This window comes from Microbulbifer flavimaris, from assembly GCF_001641755.2.
GTDB lineage: Bacteria > Pseudomonadota > Gammaproteobacteria > Pseudomonadales > Cellvibrionaceae > Microbulbifer > Microbulbifer flavimaris.
Genome location: NZ_LRFG02000002.1, coordinates 817,065 through 840,561 on the forward strand (window position 1 = coordinate 817,065; position 23,497 = coordinate 840,561).

At 61.8% G+C, this 23,497-nt stretch carries 25 protein-coding genes; 18 read left to right on the top strand and 7 right to left on the bottom strand.

Annotated elements, in window-relative coordinates; all coding sequences use genetic code 11:
* The first annotated feature begins 82 nt into the window (after positions 1-82).
* The 11 genes from AWR36_RS08345 (at position 83) to AWR36_RS08395 (ending at position 12,038) form a co-directional block, all read left to right on the top strand.
* Entirely contained in the window at positions 83-1,654 is a 1,572-nt protein-coding gene (locus tag AWR36_RS08345; protein ID WP_067083621.1) for a general secretion pathway protein GspF, read from the top strand.
* On the top strand, positions 1,654-2,712 hold the full coding sequence (locus AWR36_RS08350) for an FAD:protein FMN transferase (protein ID WP_067083623.1): 1,059 nt from the start codon (positions 1,654-1,656) through the stop codon (positions 2,710-2,712). The genes AWR36_RS08345 and AWR36_RS08350 overlap by 1 nt, the downstream gene beginning before the upstream one ends.
* Positions 2,713-2,838: 126 nt before the next feature.
* A complete protein-coding gene (locus tag AWR36_RS08355) occupies positions 2,839-3,360 on the top strand; it encodes an AraC family transcriptional regulator (protein ID WP_067083625.1) in 522 nt (173 codons plus the stop codon).
* A gap of 17 nt (positions 3,361-3,377) precedes the next feature.
* Positions 3,378-5,279 (top strand): hypothetical protein, encoded by a 1,902-nt coding sequence (locus AWR36_RS08360; protein WP_141398499.1) that lies wholly within the window; start codon positions 3,378-3,380, stop codon positions 5,277-5,279.
* On the top strand, positions 5,272-8,133 hold the full coding sequence (locus AWR36_RS08365; protein WP_082679485.1) for a tetratricopeptide repeat protein: 2,862 nt from the start codon (positions 5,272-5,274) through the stop codon (positions 8,131-8,133). The genes AWR36_RS08360 and AWR36_RS08365 overlap by 8 nt, the downstream gene beginning before the upstream one ends.
* 13 nt (positions 8,134-8,146) lie before the next feature.
* A complete protein-coding gene (locus AWR36_RS08370) occupies positions 8,147-8,773 on the top strand; it encodes a tetratricopeptide repeat protein (RefSeq protein ID WP_176491115.1) in 627 nt (208 codons plus the stop codon).
* Complete coding sequence (locus tag AWR36_RS08375; protein WP_067104568.1) at positions 8,770-9,075, top strand: hypothetical protein; 306 nt, start codon at positions 8,770-8,772, stop codon at positions 9,073-9,075. The genes AWR36_RS08370 and AWR36_RS08375 overlap by 4 nt, the downstream gene beginning before the upstream one ends.
* Before the next feature lie 259 nt (positions 9,076-9,334).
* Positions 9,335-10,000, top strand: a complete 666-nt coding sequence (locus AWR36_RS08380) for a MotA/TolQ/ExbB proton channel family protein (RefSeq protein WP_067083634.1) — start codon at positions 9,335-9,337, stop codon at positions 9,998-10,000.
* A gap of 21 nt (positions 10,001-10,021) precedes the next feature.
* Positions 10,022-10,537, top strand: a complete 516-nt coding sequence (locus tag AWR36_RS08385) for an ExbD/TolR family protein (protein WP_067084045.1) — start codon at positions 10,022-10,024, stop codon at positions 10,535-10,537.
* On the top strand, positions 10,538-11,056 hold the full coding sequence (locus AWR36_RS08390; protein WP_067083636.1) for an ExbD/TolR family protein: 519 nt from the start codon (positions 10,538-10,540) through the stop codon (positions 11,054-11,056).
* Between the two features lies 1 nt (position 11,057).
* Positions 11,058-12,038: an AgmX/PglI C-terminal domain-containing protein gene (locus AWR36_RS08395; protein ID WP_067083638.1), complete on the top strand. Its 981-nt coding sequence runs from the start codon at positions 11,058-11,060 to the stop codon at positions 12,036-12,038.
* 33 nt (positions 12,039-12,071) lie between these two features.
* Here the strand turns inward: AWR36_RS08395 and AWR36_RS08400 are convergent, their stop codons facing one another.
* Both AWR36_RS08400 and AWR36_RS16210 read right to left on the bottom strand, forming a co-directional pair.
* On the bottom strand, positions 12,072-12,443 hold the full coding sequence (locus AWR36_RS08400; RefSeq protein ID WP_067083640.1) for a DUF2237 family protein: 372 nt from the start codon (positions 12,441-12,443) through the stop codon (positions 12,072-12,074).
* An 8-nt stretch (positions 12,444-12,451) separates the two neighbouring features.
* Positions 12,452-13,018, bottom strand: a complete 567-nt coding sequence (locus AWR36_RS16210) for a DUF2939 domain-containing protein (protein WP_067083642.1) — start codon at positions 13,016-13,018, stop codon at positions 12,452-12,454.
* A gap of 164 nt (positions 13,019-13,182) precedes the next feature.
* Between AWR36_RS16210 and AWR36_RS16215 the strand changes: the two genes are divergently transcribed.
* Entirely contained in the window at positions 13,183-13,692 is a 510-nt protein-coding gene (locus tag AWR36_RS16215; protein ID WP_067083644.1) for a hypothetical protein, read from the top strand.
* Between the two features lie 106 nt (positions 13,693-13,798).
* Positions 13,799-15,931: a TonB-dependent copper receptor gene (locus AWR36_RS08410; protein ID WP_082679487.1), complete on the top strand. Its 2,133-nt coding sequence runs from the start codon at positions 13,799-13,801 to the stop codon at positions 15,929-15,931.
* A 93-nt stretch (positions 15,932-16,024) separates the two neighbouring features.
* On the opposite strand, the gene AWR36_RS08415 is transcribed toward AWR36_RS08410, so the two are convergent.
* The 5 genes from AWR36_RS08415 to cysK form a co-directional block, all read right to left on the bottom strand.
* Entirely contained in the window at positions 16,025-16,585 is a 561-nt protein-coding gene (locus AWR36_RS08415) for an outer membrane beta-barrel protein (protein ID WP_067083647.1), read from the bottom strand.
* Positions 16,586-16,636: 51 nt separating this feature from the next.
* Complete coding sequence (locus AWR36_RS08420; RefSeq protein WP_067083650.1) at positions 16,637-16,918, bottom strand: type II toxin-antitoxin system HicB family antitoxin; 282 nt, start codon at positions 16,916-16,918, stop codon at positions 16,637-16,639.
* Between the two features lie 131 nt (positions 16,919-17,049).
* Positions 17,050-17,256 carry a hypothetical protein gene (locus tag AWR36_RS16105; RefSeq protein ID WP_141398501.1) on the bottom strand — a complete coding sequence of 69 codons (207 nt, stop codon included), beginning with the start codon at positions 17,254-17,256 and terminating at the stop codon, positions 17,050-17,052.
* Between the two features lie 79 nt (positions 17,257-17,335).
* A complete protein-coding gene (gene cysQ, locus AWR36_RS08425; RefSeq protein WP_067083652.1) occupies positions 17,336-18,193 on the bottom strand; it encodes a 3'(2'),5'-bisphosphate nucleotidase CysQ in 858 nt (285 codons plus the stop codon).
* A 139-nt stretch (positions 18,194-18,332) separates the two neighbouring features.
* Positions 18,333-19,250, bottom strand: a complete 918-nt coding sequence (gene cysK, locus AWR36_RS08430; RefSeq protein ID WP_067083654.1) for a cysteine synthase A — start codon at positions 19,248-19,250, stop codon at positions 18,333-18,335.
* Between the two features lie 181 nt (positions 19,251-19,431).
* Between cysK and AWR36_RS08435 the strand changes: the two genes are divergently transcribed.
* The 5 genes from AWR36_RS08435 (at position 19,432) to AWR36_RS08455 (ending at position 23,460) form a co-directional block, all read left to right on the top strand.
* On the top strand, positions 19,432-20,115 hold the full coding sequence (locus tag AWR36_RS08435; RefSeq protein ID WP_067083656.1) for a lysoplasmalogenase: 684 nt from the start codon (positions 19,432-19,434) through the stop codon (positions 20,113-20,115).
* 71 nt (positions 20,116-20,186) lie between these two features.
* Positions 20,187-20,858, top strand: a complete 672-nt coding sequence (gene yrfG, locus AWR36_RS08440) for a GMP/IMP nucleotidase (RefSeq protein WP_067084049.1) — start codon at positions 20,187-20,189, stop codon at positions 20,856-20,858.
* A 132-nt stretch (positions 20,859-20,990) separates the two neighbouring features.
* A complete protein-coding gene (locus AWR36_RS08445) occupies positions 20,991-21,368 on the top strand; it encodes an RNA-binding S4 domain-containing protein (RefSeq protein WP_067083658.1) in 378 nt (125 codons plus the stop codon).
* A gap of 92 nt (positions 21,369-21,460) precedes the next feature.
* A complete protein-coding gene (locus AWR36_RS08450; RefSeq protein ID WP_067083660.1) occupies positions 21,461-22,963 on the top strand; it encodes a S1C family serine protease in 1,503 nt (500 codons plus the stop codon).
* Positions 22,964-23,019: 56 nt separating this feature from the next.
* A complete protein-coding gene (locus tag AWR36_RS08455) occupies positions 23,020-23,460 on the top strand; it encodes a DUF4124 domain-containing protein (RefSeq protein WP_067083663.1) in 441 nt (146 codons plus the stop codon).
* Positions 23,461-23,497: the final 37 nt, after the last annotated feature.

Below are 23,497 nucleotides of genomic sequence, written 5' to 3' on the forward strand. Positions count from 1 at the left end.
TTTGCCAAGAGCCCGACAGCCGCTGGCCCGCCCGAACAACTTTACCGGCATCTCGAGTTGAGAAATTATCCGGACAGAAACTATGAGCAAGAAAAAACATTTCGACCTGGACCAGCCGCTCAAACACCCGGACCACCACCGTCCGGTATCCCGGCGGGATTTTCTTGCCCAGGGGTTCCGCGCTGGCCTTGGCACGGTACTGGGCGGATCGGTGTTCAGCCTGTTTGCCAATCCCAACCAGGCACATGCCGCGCTGTCCTCGGACCTGGAAGCGCTCCGTGAGATGTGCGGCGTCAGCGCCACCGGCGCCGGCAAGATCCCGTTTATCTGTTTTGACCTGGCCGGCGGGGCCAATATCGCCGGTTCCAATGTACTGGTCGGCCAGCGCGGCGGACAGCTCGACTTCTTAAGCACCGCAGGCTACGGCAAGCAGGGCCTGCCCGGCGATATGGTGCCATCGCTTGTCGACGCCGCCGGCAACAGCTTTATCAACGAGGACCTCGGCCTCGCCTTCCACAGTGACAGCGGCATGCTGCGCGGTATTCTCGACAAGATCTCTGCCGGCACCGCGTCGGCCACCAACGGCGCCGTGATTCCCGCACGTTCCGAAAACGATACCGGCAACAATCCCCACAACCCCATGTACGGGATCAACCGCGCGGGCGCCGACGGCTCGCTGCTGGCCCTGATTGGATCCAGCACCAGCGAATCCGGCGGCAACTCCATGGCACCCATGGGCATGATCAATCCGGAGGTGCGCCCCACCAAAGTGGACCGCTCGACCGATGTCACCGGGCTGGTGGATGTGGGCGATCTGGTCGGCCTGCTCAGCCAGCAGGATACGGTGGCGGTGATGGAATCCATGTACCGGCTGTCCGATGCCAAACTGGGACGGGTGAATACGCGGGTCAATGCCGATGCGGTAATCAAGGACCTGGTGAAGTGCGGCTACATGAAAAGCGCAGACCTCGCCGACCGCTTCGGCGATCCCAGTGCACTCAACCCGGAACTGGATCCGGATATCGTCGGCCCTGCGGGTATTTTTACCAGCGCCGAATTGAGCAACGACCGGGAATTCCAGAAAACCGCTTCGGTCATGAAGCTGGTGATCAACGGTTATGCCGGTGCCGGCACCGTGACCATGGGCGGCTACGACTATCACACCGGCGACCGTGCCACCGGCGAGATCCGCGACCTGCGTGCGGGCCGCTGTATCGGTGCCTGCCTGGAATATGCGGCCCGTATCAACCGGCCGGTCATGATCTATGTGTTCAGCGATGGCTCGGTATTCAGTAACGGCATGATCGATGACTCCATCGAGGGCCGCGGCAAGGGTGTCTGGACCGGGGACAACCAGCAGACCGCCGCTTCTTTCTTCCTGGTCTACAACCCCGCCGGTCGCCCGCAACTGCTGGGCGGAAACGCCACCGAGCAGGCCCTGCACCAGCAGCTGGGCTATATGCGTCCGTCCGGGGATGTGGAAACCGCATCCAGCCCCGCCGCCAACAACGTCAACCTGCTGGTGGAGACGGTGGTGCTCAACTACTTGGCGCTGCACGGGGAGCAGGGGAACTTCGCCAGCCTGTTCCCCAACCACGGTCTGGGCAACAGCACCCTGATGGATTCCATGACCGCCTTTGCGCCGATTGTCTGATGTTTGTGTTCTGTTTAAAGCGCCGCATCGCTGCGGCACTGTCCGTTGTTTTATGCATGGTGGCTGCGACCGGTGCCCAAGCCGAGTGGCACTACGAAAAACAACCGATCATGGGTACCGAGGTCAGCGTGCAGTTGTGGCACGAGGATGCGGCACGGGCGGAGAAACTGATTGATCAGGTGGTGGCGGAATTTCGCCGCCTGGATAAAGCCCTGTCACCCTACAAGCCGGACAGTGAACTCTCCCGGGTCAACCGGCTGGCGGGCAAACAGCCGGTGCAGCTCAGTGAAGAGCTCGCCGCGCTGATTGATAAATCCCTCTGGTATAGCCATCAGACCGATGGCGCCTTCGATATTTCCTACGCCACTCTCGGTCGCCTCTACGACTTCCGTGGCGGCAAGCAAGCAGGTCAGGCAGCCACCGAGGCATTGCTGGAAGCACTCAACTATCGCAATCTGCAATTCGACCCTGAAGCTGGAACCCTGCGCTTTGCGTATCCGGAGACGCAGATAGACCTGGGGGGCATCGCCAAGGGTTATGCCGTCGACCGGGCCATTGCCATTCTGGCGCGTGCCGGCATCACCAATGCCAGCGTCAGTGCCGGCGGCGATGCGCGCATGCTCGGGGATCGTCGCGGCAAACCCTGGCTGGTAGGGATTCGCCACCCGCGGGATCGCTCCCGCAATGCCGCGGTCATCCCGCTGAACGATACCGCCATCTCCACTTCCGGGGACTACGAGCGATTTTTTATCAGCGACGACCAGGCGCGGGTGCACCATATTTTCGACCCCAGCACTGGCCATCCAACAGAGACCGGCGCCGCTGACAGCGACAAACTGATCAGCGTCAGTGTGATCGGCCCGCACGGCTTCGATACCGACCCCCTTTCCACCAGCGTTTTTGTACTGGGCAAGCGCAAGGGCCTGGCCCTGATCGAGCGCCTGCCTGGTTTTGAAGCCGTGGTCATCGACAGCAATCGCAAACTGTTTTTCAGCAGCGGACTGGGCCAGCCGGGAGAAGCGCGACCCGACCGGGGAACGGGTTCTGGCAGCAAATAGACAGGGCGAGGCCATTGTCACAGTAATTTGCCAACGCCGTCACACCGGAAACATGATCCCCTGAGATAATTCACCGATAACTACAGGCCGCCAAGCCGCAGAAAATTACCGCGAGACCACTGCCCCATGTGCCGTTGTATCCAGATCCTGCTTGTTTCTCTCGTCGCCGCCATGTCTGCCACTGCACAAGCCCAGTCGGAGTTTTCCGCCGGGGAGCTGGAAACACTGAAGACCCAGGTGCTGAAACTCAACCGTGACCTGCTGATCCTGGAAGAGGACCTGCTCTACCCGGCCCAGAGCCAGGTGGCCATCTATGTCTCCATGGATGTGGGCAATTACTTCCAGCTGGATGCGGTAAAACTGCTGATCGACGAACAACTCACCGCCAGCCACCTCTATACCGAGCACCAGCGGGATGCCCTCATCCGCGGCGGTATCCAGCCTCTGTACAAAGGCAACCTGAAAGCCGGCAATTATGAGTTTTCCGCTTTCTTCACTGGCATAGGCCCACAGGGACGCGAGTACAAGCGGGCCGCCAGTCTCGAACTGGAAAAAACCGACGAACCCCTGGTGCTGGAGCTGCGCATTGCCGATTCCGTCGGCAAGCAGCAGCCGGAATTCGAGCTGGTTCCATGGCCCGCTCCCTGAGCCCCGGGGCACGCATCATGTCATTTCGACACACCCTGTCGGGGCTAGCGCTCGCCACCGCCATCGGTTTCTCCGCGGGTGCCCCGGCACAGGCCGCTGAGAAATTCCAGCAGGCCCAGGACATGCCCTATGGCGTTGCCCTGTATGACTATTTCCAGGGGAATTACTTTGACGCGCTCTCCACCTTGATGGTGGCGGAGAGGCGGGGCAGCATCCAGACCCACAGCGACAATGCTGCCCTGATCGAGGGCGGCATCAGCCTGGGTTTCGGGCTCGGCGACCGGGCCGCGGAACTGTTCCAGCGGCAGCTGGAGCTCAGTGCCAACAATCCGGACAAGCTCGCCGCACAGCGGGCGCTCGCCTGGCGCCGATTGGCCGAGCTCAGTTACCGCCGTAGCGACTGGGCTCTCAGTGCAGACCAACTGCAAAAGTCGGGCATCGCCAGGCAGACACCGCTGGCAGTGAATCTGGCCCTGCGGGAAAACGCGCTGGACCGGGCAGCGGAATTGCTCGATAAAGAAGACGACTATCCGCTGGCGGAACGGGTACTCGGTTTTCTCAACCTGGCGGCGGCACATGCACGTGCAGAACATTTTTCAGCGGCGATCCCCTACTACCATCGCGCCGCCGCCCTCGCGGAAGACGGCGCCGAGGATGACCGAGAGCTCGCCATCCTTCGGGACAGGGCCAATATTGGCGCCGGCTACAGTTTCGCACTGCAACAACAATTCGAACCGGCACTGGCGGAATTTCGCCAGGTGCGATTAGAGACCCCCTGGGCGCCCAGGGCGCTGCTTGGCCTCGGCTGGGCCGCAAGCCAGGCCGGCCAGCCCGACGCTGCCGCCGATGCCTTTCTGTTCCTGCAGCAGCATCACCCCCACACCGCCGAGGCGCGGGAAGCGCTGGTAGCACTGTCCCATGCCTACGAGCAACTCAACCAGCCCACAGCGGCGCTGGCAGGCTACCAGCGGGCAGAGGCGCGCCTGGAAAAAATCCTTGCCGACCTGAAGGCACTGGAGGCCCAGGTTTCTACACAGCAATTCCATGTGCAGGCCGGTGCGGACCGGCAGCGTTACGGTTGGCTCCAGGTCGTGGAAACTCCCGAGTTTTTACGCGATCACCAGCAGCCACTGCAGCGAATCCTTGAAAGCGACAGGTTCCAGTTGCGACTGTCGGAACTGCGGGACCTGCGACAGTTATCCGGTGTCATCACTGCATGGCAGTCGAAACTGCCACAATTCGCACAGCTGATCAGTGCCCGTGGCGAGCGGCGGCGGGATATCGTCTCCAGCTTCAACAGCGCCCAGTACGACCAGCAACTGGATATTGCCCGCGCGCGTTACCGCGCGCTGGCCGATGGCCTGGCAGAAGTAAAGCGAAAGCGCGACGGTCTCACCCTGCTTGCGCAAACGGAAAGCGAAACGGCGGAACTGCTGGAAATTTTGGAGGACGCGCAACAGAGACTTACCGCCCTCGAAAACAGCGGCAAAGTGCGCGAATACCAACGCCAGACTGTCGAGCGCGCCCGCGGCCTCCTCCTGTGGCAGGCCAGTCAGCAATATCACCACAACCTGTGGCAGCAGCAGCAGGCGCTGACGGCATTGGAAACGGAGCTGCAACGCGCCGACAAGAATGCCGACAGCACCGCCAGAACCGCCAGCCTCGCCCCACAGCTCAGCGAGCTGCGCGGTCGGGTCGATACCGCCGCTCCGCAGTTGGCCCGACAGCAGTCCAGGTTGCTGCAAGCGGCGGGTCAGATAGAAGCGTCCATCCGGCGCGATGTTCTCGCCGAGCTCTCGCGGCAGCGACAGCAAACAGTCCAGTACCTGGCACACAGCCGCCTGGCCATTGCGCGACTGCAGGACGAGGCCCTGCAGGGCACCGCCCCCACTGCCACACCGGAGGCGAGCGATGGTTGATCACTGCTGTCTGCCACCCGGTGCTCGCCGAGAGCAAGGGTCAGCCCAGAATGCCCCTGGCCTGCGCCTCCGCCCGCGGCTGCTGGCCCTGGCCATCTGCCTCGGCAGTGCCGCCTGCAGCAACCAGACAGTGAAGACCCTGGCAGACCTGCCACCGGCAACTCTACCAGCGGAGACGGTTGCCCAGCCTGCACCGGTGGATGTCGCCACCCTGCAGCGAAGCTACGAGCGCGCACTGGTCACCTCGACGGATCCCCATCAGCGCCGGCAAATCGAGTTGCGCCTGGCGGACCTGGAAATGGAGCGACTCGAACAACTGCAGGCCGATGATCCCGCCAGCGCGGTGTCTTACCGCAGCGCCGTAAAGCGCTACGAGGCGCTGGCCGCGGCGATGCCGGAAGATGACTATGTGCTCTACCGCCTCGCCAGGGCGCGGGCGATCGACGGCGACCCAAATTCCGCGCTGCAGGCGCTCGATCACATTGCCAGCGTCGCGCCCGGATCACCGTTTATGGCGGAAGTGCTGTTCCGCCGCGGTGAGGCGGCATTCAATCGCCGCGATTATCGGGCAGCGGCTGAAGACTTCGAACGGCTGCTCGCACGCGGTGACAGCCCCTTTTCCGACAATGCCCGCTATATGCTCGGCTGGTCCCAGCTCAAATCCAGCGAATACCCCCGCGCCGCCGGGACCTTTCTCGACCTGCTGGATCAGTTGAGCGCGCAGGGCCCGCTACTGGAATTGCCCAGCGGCCAGCGACGACTGGCGGAGGACAGCCTGAGGGGACTGTCCCTGACCTTCAGTTACCAGGGCGGCGCCGATGCCATCGAAACCGCCAGTCCGCAAAGTGCCGGGCGAGACTATCAACACCTGCTCTATCGCGCTCTGGGGGACTGGTACACGGATAAAGAGCGCTTCCGGGAGAGCGCCGATACCTTCCTGGCGTATGTCGAGCATTATCCGCACAGCCCCGAGGCTCCGGCATTGCACCTGCGAGCCATCGAAACCCTGCAAAACGCTGCCCTGACGGAAGAAATTCAACCCGCCAAACGCGAGTTTGTTCAGCGCTACGGTATTCGCAGCGCCTACTGGCAGGACGCCGATGAGAGCCAGCGTACGCGGCTGCGGGAATGGCTCAAACCCTGGCTGGTGGAACTGGCAAAATTCGATCACGCCCGTGCCCAGGCCCTGACGGGGGAAGCGGGCAAGTCAGCGGCACAGCAGCGGCAACTGCGCGAAGAGGCGCAGGGTGCATACACGGCAGCGGCGACCCTGTATCGCCAGTATGAAGAGACTTTCCCGGATGATGCCAGCACACCTGAAATGGTCTTCCTGCTGGCGGAGTGCCTGACCCAGCTGGATGATCAGGGCGGAGCCTGGGAGGCCTACAGCCGGGTGGCGTGGCAATACCAGGACAAACAACGGGCAGCCGAAGCGGGCTATGCCGCGGTACTGGCTGCTGCGGAAATGTCCCGCCGCACCCCCTCCCGCGCAAACCAGGGGGCTGAATCCACCTGGCAGCATAGGGACATCGCAACCAGTCTGCACTTCGCCGAGAGCTGGCCTGCACACCAATATGCGTTGCCAGTGCAGCTGGCCGCCGCGGAGAAATTATTGGGGCGCAACCAGTGGCCAGAGGCTATTGCCGCTGCGGAAAAAGCGGCCGGTTGGCAACCTCCGCCCAACCGGGCGCAGCAACAGAACCTCAATTTGGTACTCGGCCATAGCCACTTCGCACTGAAAGCCTATGCCGAGGCCGAGCGCGCTTATGGCAAAGTGCTGTCACTCAGTCAGCCAGAGGATCGCCTCTATGCCGTGGCCCGCGAGCGCCTGCAGGCGGCCATCTATCAACAGGCCCAGCTAGCCCTGGCGGCCGGCGATCAGGAGGCGGCGATCGGGCACCTGCTGCGGGTGCGCCAGGGCGGCCGCACCGAGATCGCCGCCACGGCCCAGTATGACGCCATCAATCTGCTGATCGAGATGCAGGCCTGGACCCGTGCCAGTGCGGAACTGGCAGATTTCAGGCAGCAATTTCCGACGCACGCGCTCACACCCACCCTGGCCGCCAAGGCGGTGGTGATTTTCCAGGCCCTGCAGATGCCGGGCGCTGCCGCCGGTGAGTTTCTGCGGCTTGCACAGCAGGATGCGGATAGCGAGGTGCGCCGGCAGTCACTGTTCATGGCCGCAGAGAGCTTCCAGCAGGCCGGTGATCAACAGCAGGCGATCGCCACTTACCGCCAGTACAGTGAACGCTGGCCGCAGCCAGCGGAACAGCGACTGGAAGCGCAATACCAGTTGCTGCAACTCCTCGGAGAAAAAGATCCGCAACGGAATCGCTGGTTGCGCACCCTGGCCGGGAACCCGGTCAAGACCGAGCGCGGACGTTACCTGGCCGCTTCCGCCCAGAGTGAACTGGCGGAGCAACACTATCAGGACTTTGCCCGTATCACTCTCGGCCTGCCGCTGGATCAAAGCCTGGGTCGCAAGCGGGCAGCGATGGAAAAAACCGTGGCCGAATACCGCAAGGTGCTGCAATTCAACATTGCCGAATTCACCACCCAGGCCAGCTTCCGCCTGGCGGAAGTTTATCGCCAGCTGAGCCGTGACCTGATGGAGTCCCAGCGCCCCCCGGGTCTGGATGCACTGGCACTGGAACAATATGAAATCCTACTGGAGGAGCAGGCCTTTCCCTTCGAGGAAAAGGCAATCGAGCTGCATGAAGCAAATATCCAGCGTACTACTGATGGTATCTACGACGACTGGATCAAGCGCAGCTTTGATTCCCTGGGCAAACTGCTGCCGGCCCGGTACCAGAAAGACGAAAAACTGATCGGGTGGAGTGATGCATTGCACTGATCGAAATAGCCGAATGCCAAGATTGAGATTTGCCCGGCTTTTGCTGGTTGCGACGCTCGCACTACTATCGGCCTGCGCGTCTGTCGATGAGAAGACCGGACAAAGTGCAGGAGCGGCCAGTGGTGCAGCCTCCATCCCGAATCCCTATCTGCAGCAGGAAGAGAAAGCACCGCAAGCGGCGCGGGAAAAGATGGAAAAGGCCCGGGTCTTGCATGAATCTGGTGACCAGACGGCAGCCGCCAGCATGCTGCGTTCGATTACAGAGCAATGGCCGGAGCTGTCCGGCCCGTGGCTCAACCTGGGCATCCTGCAAGCACAACTGGATGACAGTGTCGCCGCTGAGGCGAGTTTCCGCAGCGCCATCGCCGCCAATGACAATAACGTTTTTGCCCGGAACCAGTTAGCCGCACTGCTGCGGGAAGATGGCAAGTTTGCCGAAGCGCAGGCGCACTACCGGGAGGCGCTTGACCGCTGGCCGGACTACGGCGATGCCCATCGCAATCTGGGTATCCTGCTGGATCTGTACCTGCACCAGCCGGAGGAGGCGCTGGTGCACTATCGCAAGGCCCAGGCACTGGAAGAAGAACCCGACCGGCAGCTGACCGGTTGGATTGTGGATCTGGAGCGACGCCTGCAATGAAATTTTTGACACGCAATAGAAGGGCGGTGCACGCATTCTTTTTCCTGGCGACATCGAGCGTCCTGTTAGCCGGGAAAGCGGTCGCCGAAGATGTGGTGGAGCTGGAATCAACAGTGATCGGCAACCAGGAGCAGCCCAAAGTGCTGTATATCGTGCCGTGGAAATCGGCTGACAGCCTGCAACGGATCGACAGTAATCTGCCGCGGGTGCTCGATGATGTTTTTGAACACCGGGAGTACAGTGAGTTTCAACGGGAAATCGAGCTCAAGGGCAAAGAGTTAAAGAAAGCTGAAGAGCAATGAGCTCGACGACTTGGCGATAGCAAATGCTAAAGCGGCAGAGACCCTGATGGTATCGGGCCGGAAGGCCTTTCCGGACTGTCTGCGCGAGGGGCCTCGCAGACAAGCCTACAGGGAGGTATTTACGGCGTGTCCGGAAAGGCCTTCCGGCCTGATGCCAACGCTCACGAGTTGGACGCTACCAACCAAATTACCTGCACCCGGTGAACAAACCGGGGGCAACCAGAACCCTGATCAGTTAGTTTTTAGCGGAGTAAAAAAAATGGAACTCACTCAGGCGCTACTGCGCTTCTTTCAAAACGGTGGTCCTTTCATGTATCCCATCGCACTGGTGCTGGTGATCGGCCTGGTGATGGTGATCGAGCGCTGGGTGTTCCTCTCCATGGCCAAGCGCTCCAACCGCAAGGCTTACCAGCAGGTGCTGCCACTGCTGCAAAAACGCAACTATGGAGGCGTGCTGCAACTGGCACAGGGCAATAAAGCAGCCATGGGGCGCATTGCCGCTGCCGGTGTCGGCACGCTGCAGCATGCCAGGAAAGACGAGAATATCGCCCTGGCGATTGAAGAAGGCATCCTCGAAGCGGTGCCGCGTCTAGAAAAGCGCACCAGCTACCTGGCGACCCTGGCCAACATCGCCACGCTGCTGGGGCTGCTCGGCACCATCATGGGCCTGATCGCCGCCTTCACCGCCGTGGCCAATGCAGATCCATCTGAAAAGGCGTCGATGCTTTCGTCCAGTATTTCCGTGGCGATGAACACCACTGCCTTCGGCCTGATGTCCGCCATTCCCCTGCTGCTGGCCTATTCCATGCTGCAGAACAAGACCAACGAAATTGTCGATAGCCTGCAGATGGCCGGCGTGAAGTTTCTCAACTTGCTGTCCATGGGCAGGGCCCAGATCGCCGAGCAGCGCGCGGCCAAAAGCTGACGGAGCGGGCACATGCTCAAATTGAATATTCGACGGCGCGGCCCGGCGGATACGGAGCTGGACATCACCTCATTTATGAGCCTGATGATCATCCTCGTACCGGTGCTGCTGCTCAATATGGTGTTCTCGCACATCTCGGTACTCAAGCTGAATCTGCCTGCGCTGAGCGACAGTACAGCGGCCGCAGAGGAGAACCGGCAACTGGAAGTGGTGTTGCGGGAGAGCCATATCGACATCAACTACCCGGCGGGCATTCGCGTCAAGCGTATTCCCAATGTGGACGATGCACCGGACTTCGACACCCTGTCGACGGTACTGCAGGAAGTAAAACGGCAGCTGGCACAGGAAGATATCGAGAAGCGCGACCTGGTGATCCTCTCCGAGGTGAACACTCCCTACCGGACGCTGGTAAAAGCCATGGACACCGCCCGCAGTTACCGCGCGGTAGTCGCCGCATCCGTGGTCGACGCCGAGCTGTTTCCGCAAATCTCCCTGGGCGACGCCCCCGCACCACTCAGCACTGCGGGAGGGCAATAAATGAACCTGAATGTGGGTGCCAAACTGCAGGCACGGAAAGAGAAGCAGAAACAGCAGCAGTCTCGGCTCAACCTGGTTTCACTGATGGATATCTTCACCATCCTGGTGTTTTTCCTGCTGGTGAACTCCTCTGATGTGGAAGTCCTGCAGACCGACAAGACCATCAAGCTGCCGGACTCCACCTCCCAGCAGAAGCCGGAAGTCACCACTGTCGTGCGGGTGAACGGTGAACAGTTATTTGTGGGCGATCGGCTGATTGCACGGCTCGATGAGATCGACCGGGACGCCGAGCAGATCGCCCCGCTGCTGCAGGAGTTACAGCACCGGGCACAGCGAGCCGGTGAACCGAGCGAACGGGAACAGGAAGCCGGCCGTCCTATCACCATCATGGGGGATGAGCAGGTGCCCTATCAGCTGCTGAAACAGATCATGCAGACCTGTGCCGCCGCTGACTTCCGCGATATGTCGTTTGCCGTCAACCAGACGACACCACAAGACCCGCCGGGGGTCGGCAGCTGAGATGACAACTGCAGTACAACAGCGACCCCTCGCCTGGTCGATGCTCGACACGGCGCTGCCCTGGTCTGCCTCCGAGGAGGAGGACCGCCGCTTCAACCGGCTGCTGCGTGGCGGCCTGATCGGGCTGGTAGCCGTCGCGCTGGTGATCAGCCTGGTGCCGGTACCCGAGCTCAGCCGTGAACAGGCGGAGCGGGTGCCCCCGCAACTGGCGCGGGTCCTGCTGGAAAAGAAAGCCATACCGGAGCCTGAACCCAAGCCGGTGCCAAAGAAACCGACCAAAAAGGCCGAGCCCAAGGCGGAGCCAAAACCGGAGAAAAAGCCACAACCCAAGCCGGAGCCGGCAAAGCCCAAACCTGCCGAGCCACCGGCGGCCCGGGTAGAACTGGCGCGGGAGCAGGCCCGCAACAGCGGTCTGCTACAGATGCAGGATCAGCTGATGGCCATGCGGGAAACGGTTGATGTGGCCGAGGTGAGCAGCACCCAACTGGCCAGCGGTGAAACCCGCGCGGCCAAAGTGGACCGCGCGGTGATCGCCGATCGCGCCAAGACCCGCAGTGGCGGCGTGAATACCAGCGCACTGAGCCGGGATACCGGCGGCGGTGCCCTGGCGGCCCGCGAGACCACGGTGGTTGAGAGCGCGGCCGCGGAGACTGCAGCGCGCTCAGCCGGCAGAGAGGTGCGACGGGAGCGTTCGGCCAGGGCGGAGTCGACCATCCGCAGCGTGATGGAAGCGAACAAGGGCGCGATCTATGCGATCTACAATCGCGCCCTACGACGCGATCCCACCCTGCAGGGGAAAGTAACCGTGAAGCTGGTCATCGAGCCGAACGGCAGTGTCTCGGCGGTGGAGCTGGTGTCCAGCGAGCTGGGCAGCCCGGCCCTGGAGCGCAAGCTGCTCGCCCGCATCCGCCTGATCAATTTCGGTTCGGCCAACGTCGAGCGGACCACGCTGAATTACTCCATCGACTTCCTGCCTTCATAAGGTGGGATTGATGCGCCGTTGGCCTCGACGACCTCAGTTGAGGTCAACGGCATACTGGCGCAGCAACTCCAGCGGTATGATCTCCAGCGCCTTCACATGGGTGCGCTGCAGGTAGACTCGCGGTGCCATATCGTACTTCTGGGCTTCCAGCCAGCGAGAGGCGCACAGACACCACTGGTCCCCGGGGCGCAGCCCGGAGAAGCCGTATTCCGGCATTGGCGTGATGAGGTCATTACCGCGATCGCGGGAAAACAGCAAAAACTCCTCGCTCACCTCAACGCATACCGTGTGCGATCCGTAATCCTCAGGCCCCGTGTTACAGCAGCCATCGCGAAAAAAGCCGGTTACCGGGTCCATGCTGCAGGGCAGCAACGGATCGCCGAAGACGTTTCTGGAATCATCCATTTGCACGGTTAGTCTCGCTCCTGTTGTTCAGTCTCGGGGAGAAACTGCAGATCCACAACCCGCCACCGGGCGCCCTGGCGCTCCAGGGATAGCTGCAGTTGCGGGTCGCCTTCCGGGCCGTAATCGGCGTGGACCCGGTTGAGGCCGGCAAAACGCCAGCCCAGCAGCCGCCAGCCATCAGTGACTTGCTCACTGCCCTCATCGCCGGGCGCGGGCGGCTCACTGCGCCGGTAGAGTTCGCGCTCAAAGGCCAGCAGGCTCTCACCACCGCGCAGCAGCTCTGCGATGCCCTCGGGGGTCACCAGCTGCCGCAGGATCGGACCAATCAGCAGGTTGGTACCGGCGCTGAGAAAATCGCTGAGCTCCGGCGGTACCTCATCCCCCATGGAGCGACGCAGATCCTCCTGCAGCCCCGCCTTTAAATTATCGCGCAGGGTGGGAAAATCGATATAACCGGCGAGGCGCTCCACATCGTCCTCCGCCGCAGTGCGCTCGATCCGTTCGACGGTATACCAGGGCAACGCGATATATCCACCGAGCGCGAGTAGCACGGCCAGAACAAGCAATTTTTTCACGGGCACTCCTCGACTTCCGCCAGATTCGGCCAATGGTAGCCTCAGCCGGGCTGCCATGCATCTGCCGTCTTTACAGCCGATGGGACCACCGCAACCGTTGCCCGCATGAGAGCACGGCGGCACAATAGCAATATGGGCCAGATCACATAAAAGCCACCGCTGCCATGCAACCTCTTCGCACCCTACAACGGACACGGCTCCGGCCCGCAGCAAGGCTCTCGGCCGTACTGCTGCTGGCGCTGTTCCTGGCGGTGCGCGGCCTGGTGCCCGCCGGCTACATGCCAGCCGCCGTGGCCTCCGGCAGCCTTTACGGGCTCTGTCACGGCGATGCCCGCAGTGCGTTTCTTCTGCAGTCCCTGGCAGCCGCCGCCGAGCCCGCCGGCGGCCAGCACCACCACCACAATCACCACCAGGGTCACCACGGCGACCCGCTCGCATCCGCAGACACCCCGCATAGCGGCCATGATCACAGCCCGGCCACCGGGCAGGCCTTCGCCGATAACCACTGCAGTTTCGCCGCCAGCGCGGCACTGGCTGTCGCGGTCCCACCGCTGTACTTCAGCGATACTGCTCAGGCCGGGTTCAATAACGCCCAGCGCTTAAACGGCTTTCTTCCCGCTCCACACTTTCTTCGCCCCCAGGGCCGCGCGCCACCCACCCCGGTTTCTTCCTGACCCAATCACAAATAATTTTTCTAGCGTCCGCCGCCAAGTGCCGGCGCGCGCTCTGTTCGCGACTGCCTCCCTGAGGGGAGACAGTTGCCCCTGTGTGGAAGAAACCATGAAGAAATACTTTTCCCGAAGGAACGGCACCGTGCCGTTGCGTCGCAACCGGCAACGGCTGCCGGGTCCCGCCCGCTCGCTACTGAGCCTGGCTATCGCTCTATACGCCGTCGAGGCCGTCAGCGCTTCGGAGAGCGAGACGCTTGAGCAGGTCGTTGTCACCGGTGCGGTGATGCATAGTCCGCTCACCGTGATCACTGATCCAAAAAAGCCCCGCCAACCGTTACCGGCCAATGACGGAGCAGACTATCTGAAAACGATTCCGGGTTTCTCGGTGATCCGCAAAGGTGGCACAGACGGTGACCCGGTACTGCGCGGCATGGCCGGCTCACGCCTTGCGGTGTTGGTCGATGGCGAAGTCATTCTGGGAGGCTGCAACAACCGCATGGACCCACCCACCGCCTATATTTTCCCGGAGAGCTTGGATGTAATTCAGGTGATCAAGGGGCCGCAAACCGTCCGTCATGGTCCGGGCAATTCCGCCGGTGTAGTGCTGTTCGAGCGGGAGGAGGAGCGACCCGGTGAAGAGCAGTGGAGTGTTTACTCGAGCCTGTTGACCGGCAGCGCGGGTCGTCACGATGGTTTGCTTGATGCCCGCTACAGCGCGCCGGAGCTTTCCGTCCACGGCTCCCTGTCAGCCGCCTCCGCCGATGACTACGAGGACGGCGACGGTGTCACCATTCACTCTCGCTACGAGCGCTGGCAGGGGCAGGCCAGCCTGGCCTGGACCCCGGATGACGATACCCGCTACAGCATCAGCAGCGCCCGCAGTGATGGCGAGGCCGCCTATGCGGACCGGGGCGTAGACGGCAGCCGTTTTGCCCGCGAGCACCACAGCGCCAGTGCCAGCTGGGAGAACCTGGGGCAAACCGTCAAGGCGCTGGAAGTGCAGGGCTATCTCAATTATGTCGATCATGTGATGGATAACTACAGCCTGCGGCAACCGGCCGGGCCCATGGCCAACCCGGTGGCGATGAACCCGGATCGGGAAACCCGTGGGGCAAAGGCGGAACTGACACTGGCGTCCTCGTCTGCCACAGAGCTGGTGGTAGGCCTGGACAGCCAATTCAACGCCCACACCAGCCGCAACACCATGAACCAGCAAATGTTGAATTACCGACAGTTGCGCCGCAATCCGGATGCTGAGTTTTTACAGACGGGACTCTTTACCGAGTTGAGCTGGCAGCAGAGTGACGCGCGACAATGGATTGGCGGGTTGCGATTGGACGATTGGCAGGTAACAGATCAGCGCCCCGGGGTGATGCTGTCGATGATGGCCACGGCGCCGAACCCCAGCGCCGGGCGGGAGCGTGATGAACTGCTGAAGAGCGGCTTCCTGCGGCACGAAACGCAGCTGGGAGAGGGCAACTCCACCCTCTTTGCCGGTCTCGGCCATAGTGAGCGCTTCCCGGATTACTGGGAAATGATCGCCAGGGAAACAACCGACTCTGTCAGCGCCTTTGCGATCAATTCGGAAAAGACCTCACAGCTGGATATCGGCGGGCTCTACAACGGCGATCGTCTGTCTGGCAGCCTGTCCGCTTTCTACAACCGTATCGATGACTACCTGCTGATCCAGTCTGGTTATGAAAAACCAGTGATGGGCGGCGGCACCATGATGAACATGCCCGCGACTCGCACAACCAGTATCGTTCGCAATATCGATGCGCGCTCCTGGGGGCTGGAGCTGGACGTTCAATATCAGTTGCACGATTACTGGCGGACGGAATTGACCCTCGCCTCTGTCCGCGGTGCCAACGATACCGATGACACCACTCTCGCCCAACTGCCGCCACTGGAGGCGCGCCTGGCGCTCAATTACAGCCGGGGGGCATGGGGTGCGGGGCTGCTGGTACGGGGTATCGCCAGCCAGGACCGGGTCGATCCGGGCAAGGGCAATATCGCCGGGCAGGATATCAGTCCGACGGATGGTGCGACTGTTTTATCGGTGAACAGTAGCTGGCAGCCCTCTCAGACATTGCAGCTGACAGCCGGTATCGACAACCTGCTGGACGAAACCTATGCGGAACACATCAGCCGCGCCGGCGCGCTGGTGGCAGGGTTTGAACAGCTGCAAAGGGTCAACGAGCCAGGACGCACGCTGTGGCTAAAGGGCATCGTCCGCTTCTAGCGTGACAACATTAACCAGACCAAAAACGGCGTCCGGCTCTGGTGCCGGGCGCCGATCTCCATGGAATACTGCGCATTCGAGGCAGCTGTAGACTCAGAAACGATAGGCAAAATTGACAGTGAGCCCGCGCAGGTGGCCCAGGTCGAAGCCCGCCACTTTACCGACATCGTTGTACATGTATTCCACCGAGGTATCGAAGTCCCGCGTCCAGCGATAGCGATAGCCGACACCCGCATTCCAGTAATTGTCGTAGCCGTTATCCTCGACAATCACCGGCAGGCCGCCGCGGATCACCTCGTCCACGTCGACTTCGCTGTAGTTCCAACCCGCCATCCAGTACAGGCAGTGCACGTCGCAATTCAGGGTAAAGTCCACCTTGAAGTTGATACCGTACTGGTCAATATCCACGCCACCGTCATCAAAATTCGTGTAACGCAGTTCTACCTGCCACAGGCCGATGCTGGGTGAGATACCCACACTGCCGTAGCCATAAAAATCCTGGTCATCATTGATCTGCAGTTCGCCCTGGCCGAGCCCGATGGTACCGACGACTTGATATTCGCCGACACAGAAGCCTTCAATCGGGTTGTTCCATTCCACTGCCCCGGCGGACAGGGAGAAGAGCAGGGCGAGCGCACCGACAATTTTTTTCATGCCTTTCCTTCCTTGGTCAGAGAATTCCCTTTGAGCCTTTTCAGTTGGAGGTTATGAGTTGGATTTGGGGAGTGGCTGTTCGTGGTCCACATCGATCATGGCCCAGATACCACCCTCGTAAGCCGGATTATTGCGCAGCGCATCGATCTCGCTGCAAGGTGGAGGTGTCTCGCCGGCAGCGTGCATATCGTCCAGGCGCTGGAAGATCGTCTCGGCCATCTTCTGCAGGGTCGCATCGAGAGTCTCGGCGTGGCAGTGGCAGTGCGGGAGGTCCGGAGCGATGGCCCCGAAACCTGCGTATTCGATGTTGTGAACCACAACCGGATAACGCATTGGAGTTACTCTTATTTGATTAACTCACCAAGCGTAGACGGTATTTATTTTTTCGTGGCAAACGGAGCAATGGATTGCGCGCTTTTTAGAAAGCGTTTACCAAAAAAATCGAAGGCGGGAAAACAAAATACTCAGCGGGGCATGCGCCCGAGCAGCGCGCGCCGACAATAAATCATTTCTTTGTAGGTTTGCAGCAGGGAGATATCGAGCTCCCCGGCAGCACCCTGCAATTCGTCCATCTGCCGCTGCAGCCACTGGATCTCGGATTCCAGCTGGCGGCGCATTTTGCGAGTCTCACTCTCGCTGACATTCACATGGACGCTACGGAGATCGGACATCGGGCAACCTCGGAGGGGCACCGCCCGGGGAACCGGGCGGTGGACACAGAACCTATCTGAAAGGCTAGCCCAAAAATGACTACTTTGTGAGCAATGCGCGCCAGTCGAAACCGGTATCGCCGATCACGTAGAAATACGGGTTCAGCAGCGAGTCCTTGCGGTTGTAGCGCAGCAGTTCGAACTGGTCGTCGACGACGGTTCCACCGGCTGCCTCCACCACGGCCTGGGCCGCGGCGGTGTCCCACTCGCAGGTGGGCGCCAGGCGCGGATACAGATCCGCCGCACCCTCGGCAACCAGACACAGCTTCAGTGAGCTGCCCATGTTCTTGCACTCCACAGCGCCGAGCTCCGACTCGATCCGCTCCACCAGCTGATCGACCGCTCCGGCGCCGTGGCTGCGGCTCGCCACCAGTTCCACCGGCTGGCGACTTTCCAGGCGCGGAGCCATGGGCCGCACGCTGATGGGCGCTTCGCCACTGGCATCACGCTTGAACGCGAACTTGTCGCCACTGCCATTCAGATCGCGACAGCCGGCATAGATGATGTTCAGGACCGGTACGTAGACCACCCCCAATACCGGCTCGCCGTTGTCGATCAGGGCAACGTTCACGGTGAACTCGCCGGTGCGGCGGATGAACTCTTTGGTGCCATCGAGGGGATCGACAATCCAGTAACGCTGCCAGCTGCTGCGCTGCTCGAAGGAGGGCATTTCCTGCTCCTCTGACAGTACCGGCACCCCTTCAATCAGCTCAGCCAGCGCGGAGGCCAGCACACGGTGGGCGGCCAGATCGGCGGCGGTCACCGGGGAATCGTCGGCCTTGGTATCCACCGACAGCTCCTCGCTGCTGTTGTACACCTCGAGGATCGCCTCACCGGCGCGCTCGCAGATCCCGATCACGCGCTCCAGCAGCGCCTTGCTTTCCAGCCCCTGTGTCATAACCACTCCAGCTCCCGGTCCGACTGCTGGCGGACCCCATTTATCATTGTCACCGCACCACCGCGGTGGCGCGAAAAGCGGGCATTATACGCGCCGGCCGGCTCCCTTCCCACGGCACCGGCCACAGTACTCGCAGGAATCAGGCCGGGAACAGGTCTTCGATGGATAGATAACGCTCGCCGGTGTCGTAGCTGAACACCAGCACGCGGGCGCCGGGGGCGAATTCCGCCTCGCGCTGTTTCACCGCAGCGAGGCTGGCGCCGGAGGAGATACCGACAAAGATCCCCTCCTTGCTGGCACACTGCCGGGCCATCTCAAAGCTGTCTTCCTCGCTCACCTGGACAGTGCCATCGAGGGTATCCCGGTTGAGGATCTCGGGGACAAAACCCGCGCCGATACCCTGCAGCCGGTGCAGCCCCTTCTCGCCGCCACTGATGACCGGGGACTTTTCCGGCTCCACCGCGTATGTCTTGAGCCCCGGGAAATGCTCCTTCAACACCTCGCTGCAACCGGTAATGTGGCCGCCGGTACCGACGCCAGTGATCATATAGTCGAGACCCTCGGGGAAATCATCGAGTATCTCTTTCGCCGTCTGTTCCCGGTGTATTTTCACATTGGCCGGGTTGCGAAATTGCTGCGGCATCCAGCTGTTCTCGTGCTCTTGCAGCAGTTCTTCGGCCCGCTCGATGGCCCCGGGCATGCCACGCTCCTTGGGAGTGAGCACCAACTCCGCCCCCAGCGCTTTCATGATCTTGCGTCTCTCTATGGACATGGACTCCGGCATGGTCAGGATCAACCGGTAACCGCGGACTGCCGCCACCATCGCCAGCCCGATACCGGTGTTGCCGGAGGTAGGCTCGATGATGACGCCACCGGGCTTTAGCGCGCCGCCCTGTTCGGCCTCCTCGATCATGGACAGGGCGATGCGATCCTTGATGCTGCTGCCGGGATTGAACCGCTCCACTTTCATCCACACCTCGATGTCGGGCCGAAACAGGTGATTGATGCGGACGTGTGGCGTATTGCCGATGGTTTCGAGAATATTGTCTGCCTTCATGGGCGAAGCTCTCCTTTCCGATTGCATCTTTTTGTACTGGCAGTGACGCTGCCACGATTCCATGACCGAGACCACGGGTGATTGCGCGGCCGCTGTGTTTCACGAATACTGCCCCAAACCCCTCGTCCCTTTCCCATAGCCCCTTGAGAAAACCAAGAAGAAATAGAAGAAAGATACCGACATGACCATGACTTCCGCCGCAACATCTCCCACTGTCTCCAATGGGCTCGTCCTGCGCAAACTTTTGCCCGCCGCTTTTGCTCTGCTGGCGGGGCTCTATATTTTTCTCGATGCGGCGGGCGGCCAGGCCCTGTGGATGCCAGCGCTCAAGGCCGCGCCGATTGCCGTGCTCGGTATCATGGCGGCCCTGATGCTGCGCGGTGTCACACGTACCCTGACCCTGGTCGCACTGGCATTTTCCGCCCTGGGGGACGTGCTGCTGGCACTGGATTTCCCGCTGCAATTCGTGATGGGCCTGGCCGCGTTCCTGATCGCACAGGTGGTTTACGCAGCAAACTTCCTGCGCGGCGCCCAGTTCCGGAGTCAGCGCTTTGCGATGCGGGCGCTGCCGTTGTTGCTGGCCACGAGCCTGCTGGCCTCGCAACTACTGCCTGCCGCGACTGAACTGGCGCCAGCGGTGCTCTGCTACCTGCTGGCGATCACTGCCATGGCCCTGGCGGCTGCCGCCCATCGTGGCAACTCGGGCCTGCTGTACGCTGGCGCTATCATTTTTGTGGTCTCCGACACCCTGATTGCCGTGAATCGCTTCCTGCTGCCGCTGCCACTGGCCGGAACCGCGATCATGGTCACCTATTATGGTGCCCAGCTGGCGCTGCTGTACGGAATAGGGCGCGCGCGGGCATAATAGGCAACCGGTGATTTTTTAACCGCCGGCGCACTGTGACTGCGCCGGCCACCAACGAGGTACAGGTTTTCATGCTGGACTGGCGAGGCGTCGACACCGTGCTGCTGGATATGGACGGCACACTGCTCGACCTGCACTACGACAATCACTTCTGGTTCAACCACCTGCCCAGGCGCTATGCCGAAACCCATGGCATGACGCTGGCCCAGGCGGAACAGGCGCTGGTGGAGGAAATCGAGGGCCGGCGCGGCACCCTGGAGTGGTACTGCCTGAATTTCTGGTCCCGGGAACTGAAGATGGATATCCCCGCCATCCTGCGGGAAATCGAGGATCGAATCGCCGTGCGCCCCCACGTTGAGGACTTCCTCAGCGGGCTGCAGCAGATGGACAAGCGTGTGCTGCTGGTCACCAACGCCCACCCCGATGGCCTGACCCACAAGCTGGAGCGCACCGGCATCGACCGCTGGATGGACGGCATCGTCTCCTCCCACGACCTGGGCTACGCCAAGGAGAGCGCCGACTTCTGGCCGGTGCTGCGCGAGCACTCGGAATTTGACCCCGCCCGCACCCTGTTCGTGGACGATAACGAGCAGGTGCTGGCCGCCGCCCGCGATTACGGCATCGCGTATCTGCTGTGCATCCTGCAACCGGACAGCCGCGGCCCGCTGCGTGACATCAGCGACTTCCCGGCGATCCTGCACTTCAACGAGATCATCGAAATCGCTCCCAAGCACCCCAAGTAGCCGGGTGGGCGAGGGGAGGTCGTGCGGGACACGCTGTGAATACATCCATGTACGCTTGTAATCGGCATCCCTGCCTCATACAGTTCCGCACGACCTCCCCTCACCCACCCTAGAGATTGCTCCCAATCCCCCATGGAAAAAGTCCGTATCGACAAGTGGCTCTGGGCCGCCCGTTTCTTCAAGACCCGCAGTATCGCCAAGCAGGCCATCGAGGGTGGCAAGGTCCACGCCGACAGCCAGCGGGTAAAACCCAGCAAGGAAATCACCACCGGCACCACCCTGGTGATCCGCAAAGGCTGGGATCAGTTGGAGGTGGAGGTGGTTGCCCTGTCCGACCAGCGCCGCGGCGCCGATATCGCCCAGACGCTGTACCGGGAGACCGAGGCCAGTGTGGCCAAGCGCGAACAGGCCCGCATCGAGCGCCAGGCCAGTAATGCCGGTATCCGCAGCGACCGCCCCAACAAGAAGCAGCGGCGCCAGATTCACCGTTTCCTGCGCGAGCAGGACTGATCCGGTGCTCCGTCGCGGCTGACGCTGCGTAGTAATCCACGGCAGCTGCTAAACTGCCAGCCACAAAGATAAAAGACCGCGATCCGCCGCCTATGATGAAAAGAATCTTTGCCCTCGTCGCCCTCTCCCTGCTGGTGATGCAAACCGCCAACGCCGACAGCCGCGAACACGAGCAGCTCAAGCGCTCGATCATCAAGATCTACACCACCGCCGCCGCCCCGGACTACTTCAACCCCTGGGCACTGCTGAATGCCAAGCAGCTGTCGGGCTCCGGTGCGGTCATCGACGACCAGCGCATCCTCACCAATGCCCACGTGGTAGCCAACGGCAGCTTCATCCAGGTGCAGCGCCACGGTGATGCGCAGAAATTCCGCGCCCGGGTGGAGTTCGTCTCCCACGAGGCGGACCTGGCACTGCTCAGCGTCGAGGATGCAGACTTCTTCGAGGACACCCGGCCACTGGATCTGGGGGAACTGCCTGACCTGCAGGAAGAGGTCACCGTTTACGGCTACCCGATTGGCGGTAAATCCCTGTCCATTACCCGCGGCGTGCTCTCCCGCATCGAGCACCAGTACTATGCCCACGCCGAAAGCTACCTGATGGCCGGCCAGATCGACGCTGCCATCAACCCCGGCAACAGCGGCGGGCCGGTGATTTCCGATGGTCGCATCGTCGGCGTCGCCATGCAGACCAACAACAGCCAGGGTGCCGAAAACCTGGGCTACTTTGTGCCGCCCAGCGTCATCCGCCATGTACTCAAGGACGCCGAGGACGGTGCGCACGATGGTTTCCCGGAGCTGGGCGCCGTGACCCAGAGCATGGAGAGCCCGTCCCTCAAACAGGCAGCCGGCCTGGCCGAGGACCAGGAGGGCGCCCTGATCGTGAAGGTGTTCCACGATGCCCCGGCGGCATCCGTCCTGCAGCCGGGTGATGTGCTGCTGGAAGTGGATGGCTACCCGGTGGCCGCAGACCGCACCGTGGAGTGGCGCGAAAATCAGCGCACTAATTACCACTACGCGGTGGACCAGTACCATGTGGGCGACCGGCTGCCGGTGCGCTTCTCCCGCGAGGGTGAGGTCCGCACCGCTGAAGTGACCCTGGGCTCGGCTCCGACCTCGCGCTCACTGGTGGTGGGGGAGCAGTTCGACCAGCGCCCGCGTTACTACATCTACGGTGGGGTGGTGTTCGTGCCGCTGAATATGAACCTGATCAAGCGCTGGGGTAACAACTGGCACTCCAAGGCGCCCATCGATTACCTGCACGCCCGCAACCGCTGGGGCGATGCGGGGCGCAGCGAACTGGTGGTAGCCCTCAAGGTGCTGCCGGCCGGCGTGAACCTGGGCTATCACGACTGGAAAAACTGGATTATTGATTCTGTGAATGGCCAGCCGGTGAAGGATTTCAATGAGTTTGCCCAGCAGATGGAAAGCAACGAAAAGCCCTACGTAGACCTGCGCGACGACTCCGGCTACCGTATGGTCCTGAACGCCGCGGCGGCGCGCACCCAGGAACCGATGATCCTGCAGACCTACCACATTCCGCACCGCCACTCCCCGGGACTCTTCAGCACTCTGGCGCAGGATTCCGGCGAGTAACCGGCGACCTGCACCACGGCCCCCTGCGGCCGCCAGGGAAGCACCGGGAGGAAGGGATGATCAGAACAGTTTTACTGGCCCTGACGGTCGCCGCAGCCAGTGCGGCGACGGTGGCCGATGAGCTCTACCGCTGGGTGGATGAGGACGGGCGGGTACACTTCGGAGATCGCCCGCCGGTCAGCGCCGAGGCCGAGGATGTCGGCGGTGAACTCACCCCCATCAACAGTGCCGATGCCACACAAGCGGCGGCCACCCCCCGAAAACGGGAAACGTCCTCGGATCTGGAGCGCCAATACCGGCAGCGCCAGAAACAGCGGCTGCAGCGACAGCAGTCCCAGCGGGCGGAAGCCTGCCGCCAGGCCAAGCGCAACCTGCGCATCCTGCGCGGGCCGGTCATCGTGCTCGATCAGAACGGCCGCGAAGTGCGGCTCAGTGAGCGCGAGCGCCAGCAGCGGGCCGCCGCGCTGGAGCAGCAAATCCAGCAACTGTGCGGATAAACCCCTGCCCGCCACCCCAGCTACCATTTAGGGACCC

Excerpts from the sequence above, each read along its gene's own strand:
- AWR36_RS08345 (WP_067083621.1), top strand. The coding sequence starts at position 83 with ATGAGCAAGAAAAAACATTTCGACCTGGACCAGCCGCTCAAACACCCG.
- AWR36_RS08350 (WP_067083623.1), top strand. The coding sequence starts at position 1,654 with ATGTTTGTGTTCTGTTTAAAGCGCCGCATCGCTGCGGCACTGTCCGTT.
- AWR36_RS08355 (WP_067083625.1), top strand. The coding sequence starts at position 2,839 with ATGTGCCGTTGTATCCAGATCCTGCTTGTTTCTCTCGTCGCCGCCATG.
- AWR36_RS08360 (WP_141398499.1), top strand. The coding sequence starts at position 3,378 with ATGTCATTTCGACACACCCTGTCGGGGCTAGCGCTCGCCACCGCCATC.
- AWR36_RS08365 (WP_082679485.1), top strand. The coding sequence starts at position 5,272 with ATGGTTGATCACTGCTGTCTGCCACCCGGTGCTCGCCGAGAGCAAGGG.
- AWR36_RS08370 (WP_176491115.1), top strand. The coding sequence starts at position 8,147 with ATGCCAAGATTGAGATTTGCCCGGCTTTTGCTGGTTGCGACGCTCGCA.
- AWR36_RS08375 (WP_067104568.1), top strand. The coding sequence starts at position 8,770 with ATGAAATTTTTGACACGCAATAGAAGGGCGGTGCACGCATTCTTTTTC.
- AWR36_RS08380 (WP_067083634.1), top strand. The coding sequence starts at position 9,335 with ATGGAACTCACTCAGGCGCTACTGCGCTTCTTTCAAAACGGTGGTCCT.
- AWR36_RS08390 (WP_067083636.1), top strand. The coding sequence starts at position 10,538 with ATGAACCTGAATGTGGGTGCCAAACTGCAGGCACGGAAAGAGAAGCAG.
- AWR36_RS08395 (WP_067083638.1), top strand. The coding sequence starts at position 11,058 with ATGACAACTGCAGTACAACAGCGACCCCTCGCCTGGTCGATGCTCGAC.
- AWR36_RS08400 (WP_067083640.1), bottom strand. The coding sequence starts at position 12,443 with ATGGATGATTCCAGAAACGTCTTCGGCGATCCGTTGCTGCCCTGCAGC.
- AWR36_RS16215 (WP_067083644.1), top strand. The coding sequence starts at position 13,183 with ATGCAACCTCTTCGCACCCTACAACGGACACGGCTCCGGCCCGCAGCA.
- AWR36_RS08410 (WP_082679487.1), top strand. The coding sequence starts at position 13,799 with ATGAAGAAATACTTTTCCCGAAGGAACGGCACCGTGCCGTTGCGTCGC.
- AWR36_RS08415 (WP_067083647.1), bottom strand. The coding sequence starts at position 16,585 with ATGAAAAAAATTGTCGGTGCGCTCGCCCTGCTCTTCTCCCTGTCCGCC.
- AWR36_RS08420 (WP_067083650.1), bottom strand. The coding sequence starts at position 16,918 with ATGCGTTATCCGGTTGTGGTTCACAACATCGAATACGCAGGTTTCGGG.
- AWR36_RS16105 (WP_141398501.1), bottom strand. The coding sequence starts at position 17,256 with ATGTCCGATCTCCGTAGCGTCCATGTGAATGTCAGCGAGAGTGAGACT.
- cysQ (WP_067083652.1), bottom strand. The coding sequence starts at position 18,193 with ATGACACAGGGGCTGGAAAGCAAGGCGCTGCTGGAGCGCGTGATCGGG.
- cysK (WP_067083654.1), bottom strand. The coding sequence starts at position 19,250 with ATGAAGGCAGACAATATTCTCGAAACCATCGGCAATACGCCACACGTC.
- AWR36_RS08435 (WP_067083656.1), top strand. The coding sequence starts at position 19,432 with ATGACCATGACTTCCGCCGCAACATCTCCCACTGTCTCCAATGGGCTC.
- yrfG (WP_067084049.1), top strand. The coding sequence starts at position 20,187 with ATGCTGGACTGGCGAGGCGTCGACACCGTGCTGCTGGATATGGACGGC.
- AWR36_RS08445 (WP_067083658.1), top strand. The coding sequence starts at position 20,991 with ATGGAAAAAGTCCGTATCGACAAGTGGCTCTGGGCCGCCCGTTTCTTC.
- AWR36_RS08450 (WP_067083660.1), top strand. The coding sequence starts at position 21,461 with ATGATGAAAAGAATCTTTGCCCTCGTCGCCCTCTCCCTGCTGGTGATG.
- AWR36_RS08455 (WP_067083663.1), top strand. The coding sequence starts at position 23,020 with ATGATCAGAACAGTTTTACTGGCCCTGACGGTCGCCGCAGCCAGTGCG.